This window comes from Burkholderia sp. BE17, assembly GCF_009362305.1.
Lineage (GTDB): Bacteria > Pseudomonadota > Gammaproteobacteria > Burkholderiales > Burkholderiaceae > Burkholderia > Burkholderia pyrrocinia_C.
This window is the reverse complement of sequence record NZ_WHNU01000094.1, coordinates 1-5,730: the sequence shown is the minus strand read 5'-3', so window position 1 is coordinate 5,730 and position 5,730 is coordinate 1. Positions and strand designations below refer to the sequence as shown.

Genomic DNA, 5,730 nt, shown 5'->3' with positions numbered 1-5,730 from the left:
GGGCGGCTGGTGGGGCGGCAGGTGCGGGCGTGTCGGCGAAGCTCGCACCGCAACTGAATGAAATCGCGCAGTCGATCAAGGATGCCGGGCCGACCGGCAACGCGAACGTCGACGAGTTACTGGGTAACGTGGCGTCGAATCTGCTGGCAGGCGGAGCAGGCGCGCTGGTCGGCGGCGGGACGGGAGCGCTGACTTCAACTACCGTGGATCGCTTCAATCGGCAATTGCATCCGGACGAAAAGAAGGCCATCCACGACAAGGCGAATGGCGATAAGGCACTTGAGAAGCGTTTGACCCGTGCAGCCTGCTTTATAGATCAGTGTTGGGCGGAGTTTCCGCCCAACAGCGCAGCCTTTAATGCAAACTTCGTTTCGCTTGTTGAGGCGGAGAATCTGAAATCGGAAATAGGATGGGTGAAGGGGCAGCAAGATAAAGGGCTGTTCGTGTATACGGATGGTCAGAAATATTTTGATAATGTTAAGGCGAATCTTATTGCCCCTGGAAAGGATGCCATTAAGGTGGTGACGGGCGGTATCGCGACGACTACCGGTCTCGGTATATGTGGCGTTGGTGGGCCGGCGTGTATCGTTGGAGGGCCAATGACTGCCATGGGAGCCAGCGACTTTACTGAGGGCGCTTCTGGGTTGTACAACTTTTATATGGGTCGTGGGGCCGCTGGATATAACCCTTTGAGAGAGACTTTCTCTTCCATTTCTCCTAAATGGGGTGGGACGGCGTACGACGTCGTGAATTTTGGTGTAAGCGTCGGTGGTCTCTTTGCGCCTCGCACACTTAACGTTGGACTTGCCGACGGGCTTGGTCGCCCACAGTCGATGTTTGGTGTTACGGTTCCTGCATACAACAACGTCAAATTGCTTCCGCTCACAGAAATGCCATTACCAGGGGTAAATCAACCATTGATGCTGTTTGGGGTTGGGTCAAGAGGTGTTGCGGTTTACAATGATGTATCGAAGGAAACCAAGCCGAGTCGTCCATGACTAAAAACGCTTACGAGGGAATTTTCCGATTCTTGGCAATTGCATTTATTTCGTTTGGGACGGGTGTATTTTGGGCATTTCTGGTGTCGGAGCTGATTCGACATGTATTTGATTTGAATGAAGATAAGACGTTGATATATTTCGGTGGGCCATTTTTGTTGATTTATTTTTTTTGGTGTTGGCGCTTACTGTCTCGAATTTTTTCGCGGGCTGGGGGGCTGTAAGAAACGATCGCGAAGCAGATCGGCACTTATGCGGACAAGAAGCGGGGGGAAGCGCAAAAAAATGTGAATAACACGACCGATCCGGCGCTCAAGGCGCAGTATTTGCGGGAGGCCAAGGACTGGGCCGAAGGCGGTGATAATCGTGTTGCTCTGCACATCGCAGGCGGTGCGCTCACCGGTGGATTGACGGCGGGCGGGCTGGGTGCGGCAGGCGGTGCAGCTGGTGCCGGGCTGTCGGCGAAGCTCGCTCCGGAACTGACGGAAATCGCGCAATCGATCAAGGATGCGGGTCCGACCGGCAACAAGAACGTCGACGAGCTGCTGGGCAACGTCGCGTCGAATCTGTTGGCCGGCGGCGCGGGTGCGCTCGTGGGGGGCGGGACGGGTGCGTTGACAGGCGCAGCGGTCGATCGGTTTAATCGGCAATTGAACGCCATGGAAATCGACAAGATTAAGGCGCTGGCTGGCAACAATGTCGATCTTTACAACCGCTTGATTGCGGCTGCTTGCTCACAAGTTGATTGCTCCGCAGAGTTCGTGAAGGGTACGGCAGACTTCCGGCATTATGACGACATGCAGAAGCTTGGAGCGCAAGACGCTCAAGCACAGAAGATCTTGCGTGATGCGCAAGCGAGCGATCCGACGTTCCTCCAATACCCTTGGACGCAGCAAGCGTGGGATGCTGCGAAGCTCGCGAACAGCAAGGCCACGCAAGTTGCGTCGTGGGTGGGAACAGCTGCGTCGTCGGCTGCCAAAACGGTGGCCAACGGTGTCGTGCAGGGGGGGGGGCTGCAAACGCTTGATGGGCTGTCCGCCATTGGTGGCGGCGTCGGCGATCCGGTCAGTGAGGTAGGCCAATCGATCCAGCAGAACGGTGTGAAGCAAACCGCCGTCAATTCGATGGCCGGGTTCTCGGATACGATGAAGGCCGTCGGCAAGGGTGATCCGACTGCTGTTGGGGCGTTGACTGGTAGTGCTGCGTTGGCGGTGCTTACTGACAGGGTTCTGGCAAGCAGCAAGCCGGGTATTAGCGTCGATATTGGCGAGGCGGTCGGCGGGCACAGTGTCCGAGATGTAAATTCCATCTATCCTTCCGATGGCCGAACGATGAATTGTGCGAACTGCGCCGTTGCCACAGACGCGACATTGGCCGGAAATCCGGCGAGCGCCTTGCCAGGACAAGTGACAAGCCCTGCGGATGTTGCAACGGCTTTCGGAAAAAACACCCTTCAATTGGATCGGTCGTACAGGTCCTGATGCGATCGCTCAGACTATGTCGAATTGGGGGGATGGCTCCAGAGCAGTTGTGTTCGGTTCTCGCGGAGATGAGGTAGGACACTTTAGTAACGTAGTAAATCAAGGCGGAACGATTCGTTTCCTAGATGGCCAAACTGGCAAGCCTACAAACCTGAGCGATGGGTACACGCAATGGTTTATTCTTAGGACAGACAAATAGGAGGAAGTATGGGTATAACCAAGGATCAAGCGCTGCAACTTGTTCGAGAGTATCTTGATCAAATGGATTCAACCGAGTCCACCGGTGGCTATGCGGTGGTTGAGGGAAAGACGATCGAAAAGCAGTATGGGTGGGTGTTCGTATTCAATTCGAAAAAGTATTTGGAGACCGGAAACATTATATTTTCTCTAGGGGGAAATGGGCCAATTATTGTGGAGCGGGAGAACGGGCGGCTGCATCAATTGGGGTCGGCTTTGTCTCTGCAAGATTCTGTCAGGCAATTCGAGAAGGCCAACGGTTTCGATTGTCAGTGAAGAAAGATGAATAGCCTGATCTCTCGGGCGCGAATTTCATCAATAACAGATCTCGAAAAAATTCTAGGGCCAACGTCCCCCGACTTGCTTGATCGGAAATATGTCATCGCTGTGGCGCGCCACAAGGGGGTTGTTCATTGGCTATTGTCCGACCACGATAATTTGGTACTCGATTGGGAAAAGTGGCGGGACGAGTTTGTGGCTGCTGGCTACGAAGTGCCTGATCAGAGCGCAACGGCCTCGGAGAGGGCCGGTATTGTAGTTGTCGACGAGAATTCAGCTGAAGGGTTCTTGGCAGAGCCGATAACTCATCGATTAAGTATCGATTTCTTGAGGAATGCTCTATTGGAACGATTTCCAAGTGCGAAATCATGGTGGGACGTCGGTTTTTTGTTCCCAATTGCGTTCATTGATTTTGATAGCAAGCGATTCTTTGGTTTTTATCACGACGGTCCACGGTTGGAGCGCTATGTTCCCGATGGATGGGCCGGGGAATTTGTCGACTTTGCGAATACCTTGCCGGATCAAGTGTTCCCGGCAGCCGATAAGTTTTGGATCGTTGACGGCCGGGATTTGCTGCATGAACTAAACGAGCGTGGCCGGGCACAGCAGTCGGGCGGTGTCGTAAGCGATTGCTCAAACTGAATTAAGCGCTAGGTTCGTACGCGATCTCTATGGGTAGCAAGGCGCGGGCTGACTCGAGATCGCCTTGGAGGACGAGAGAGTGCAAGCTATGTGCCAGCGGAGTTACGTCGGTGACACGCTGTATCCACTCGTGCACATACAGGTCGACGGCTTGCTTGCTGAGACCGATCTGGATCGCACGGTGCGTGAGCGGCTGTAGCGATAGATCGCGCTCAGGGTCCCATTGGACGCGTACGGGAGCGCCCTCCTTAAGGCGCAGCCAATCCTCCCGATTCATTGAGTCCTCAGGGTGGCTCGGACAGCTATGAGCCAATGCCCACTCAAAGCCTTGGCGTGATATGTCGATGGCCAGAATGCGTGTTTGTCCGGAATCTTTCAGTCCCCAACCTGACCGGTACATCATCCACATGAACGATGGCTTAATCCAGGTCATTCGTTCCATCTTGAACGGTGGCGAAACGAACGTTCCATTCGTCAGGGCAGAATCGGCGATCGCGTCTGAGTACGCTTGATAGACTCGGATCGTGCGATCGTCGTACATCGCGCGGATTTGACGCATTGGGATTGCTGCGTGGGGCTGTTTCAGGTGATTTTCCATGGCTGCATTTTAGCTCGTGACTCGTCGTCTAGATGGCTCCGGGGCAAGTTGCTCCGATTGGGTTGGATGTCCGGTGTTCTTGATGAAACGATGCGGTAGTTTTGGATATGGCGCGTACAGCTGAAGAGGCGTTTAAACAAACGATAGAGGTTGCGAAGGCGGCGGGGCTCACGCTTCTGACGACTGCATGGACTGGGGCACAGGCGAACTACCTTTTCCGGTGTTCGAACGGGCACGAGTTTGAGCGGCTTGCGACGTCCATCCTGTATAAAAGTGCGACTGCATGTCCCGAATGCAAGCGAGAAGCGCTGCGCGACCGTTGGATGGAAATAGTCAGGGAGCGCGGAGGAGAGCTTGTAGGGGACGAATTCACGACCGTAGCGAGGCGCTACCGGCTCCGTTGTGGGCAGGGACACGAATGGGAGGCACTGGGTCAGCATATCGTCGCCGGCCGTTGGTGCCGGCGTTGCGTGGCCGAAGGCAACTCAGCGCGTCTGTTGGATCAGGAGGGACTTGCACGTCTGCAGGCAGCGGCACGAAGCAAAGGCGGCCGTTGTCTCGCGACGGAATATGTCGGTAGGGCGGCGCGCTACGAACTGGAATGTTCGTATGGTCAAGCGTGGGCGTTTCGTATGGCACGGGCGGGTTTGGCGTGTCGGCGTCAATGTCACGCGCGCACGGCGATGCGAACTCGGATGCGGCGACGCAGAACAATACGCACATCAACGCGAGTAACACGGCAACGATCATCAGTGGCGGCGACACCAATATCGTCGGCGCGAACGTCAACGCAAACAAGGTGATTGCGGATGTCGGTGGCAACCTGAATCTGGCGTCGGTGCAGGATATGAGCCATAGCGAGGCGCACCAGAGCAGTTCTGGCGGTGGGTTCAGCGTCAGCCAGGGCGGCGGCAGCGCGAGTTTCAGCGCGCAGAGCGGTCATGCGAGCGGCAACTACGCTGGCGTGAACGAGCAGTCGGGTATTCAGGCCGGGGACGGTGGTTTTGACATCACCGTCAAGGGCAACACCGACCTGAAGGGCGCGTACATCGCGAGCACGGCGACGCCGGACAAGAACCAGCTGACGACCGGGACGCTGTCCTTCTCGGATATTCAGAACAGCTCGAGCTACAACGCGAGCAGCTTCGGTATTAGTGCGGGTGGCGGTGTTGGTGACGGTGGCAACAATTACGCTACGCATGGGCAGACGAGCGGTAAGAATACGGGTGGTGCATTGCCGCTCTACGTGAGCGAGAGCGACAGCAGTAACGCAACCACCAAGAGCGCAATCAGTGCTGGCAACATCACGATCACGGACAAAGCGAACCAGAAGCAGGATGTGGCGACGCTGAATCGTGATACGTCGGGGGCGGTCTCAAGAATCAAGTGCAACGTTTAGCTAAGCCGGCTGCGGCCAGTTCCATGGCCATAGCCTCTTCCGGCGTTTTCCAATTCAGGGTTTGGCGAGGACGGCCATTCATCAATTTGGCGATAT

5 protein-coding genes and 2 pseudogenes are annotated in these 5,730 nt (G+C 55.6%); 6 read left to right on the top strand and 1 reads right to left on the bottom strand.

Going from position 1 to position 5,730, the window contains the following annotated elements; genetic code table 11:
- The 5 genes and pseudogenes from GD429_RS40870 to GD429_RS39855 form a co-directional block, all read left to right on the top strand.
- Nucleotides 1-998, top strand: a pseudogene (locus GD429_RS40870) (hemagglutinin); the annotation flags it as partial.
- A 287-nt stretch (nt 999-1,285) separates the two neighbouring features.
- Nucleotides 1,286-2,479 carry a hypothetical protein gene (locus tag GD429_RS41530; RefSeq protein ID WP_227792227.1) on the top strand — a complete coding sequence of 398 codons (1,194 nt, stop codon included), beginning with the start codon at nt 1,286-1,288 and terminating at the stop codon, nt 2,477-2,479.
- Nucleotides 2,421-2,678 carry a toxin glutamine deamidase domain-containing protein gene (locus tag GD429_RS42270; protein WP_152865713.1) on the top strand — a complete coding sequence of 86 codons (258 nt, stop codon included), beginning with the start codon at nt 2,421-2,423 and terminating at the stop codon, nt 2,676-2,678. Before GD429_RS41530 ends, GD429_RS42270 begins: the two co-directional genes overlap by 59 nt.
- An 8-nt stretch (nt 2,679-2,686) precedes the next feature.
- A complete protein-coding gene (locus GD429_RS39860) occupies nt 2,687-2,992 on the top strand; it encodes a YrhB domain-containing protein (RefSeq protein WP_152865711.1) in 306 nt (101 codons plus the stop codon).
- Between the two features lie 6 nt (nt 2,993-2,998).
- A complete protein-coding gene (locus GD429_RS39855) occupies nt 2,999-3,637 on the top strand; it encodes a group-specific protein (RefSeq protein ID WP_152865709.1) in 639 nt (212 codons plus the stop codon).
- A gap of 1 nt (nt 3,638) precedes the next feature.
- Here the strand turns inward: GD429_RS39855 and GD429_RS39850 are convergent, their stop codons facing one another.
- Nucleotides 3,639-4,235, bottom strand: a complete 597-nt coding sequence (locus GD429_RS39850; protein WP_152865707.1) for a DUF4291 domain-containing protein — start codon at nt 4,233-4,235, stop codon at nt 3,639-3,641.
- A 613-nt stretch (nt 4,236-4,848) separates the two neighbouring features.
- Here GD429_RS39850 and GD429_RS39845 point away from each other — a divergent pair.
- Nucleotides 4,849-5,619, top strand: a pseudogene (locus GD429_RS39845) (hemagglutinin repeat-containing protein); the annotation flags it as partial.
- Nucleotides 5,620-5,730 lie beyond the last annotated feature (111 nt).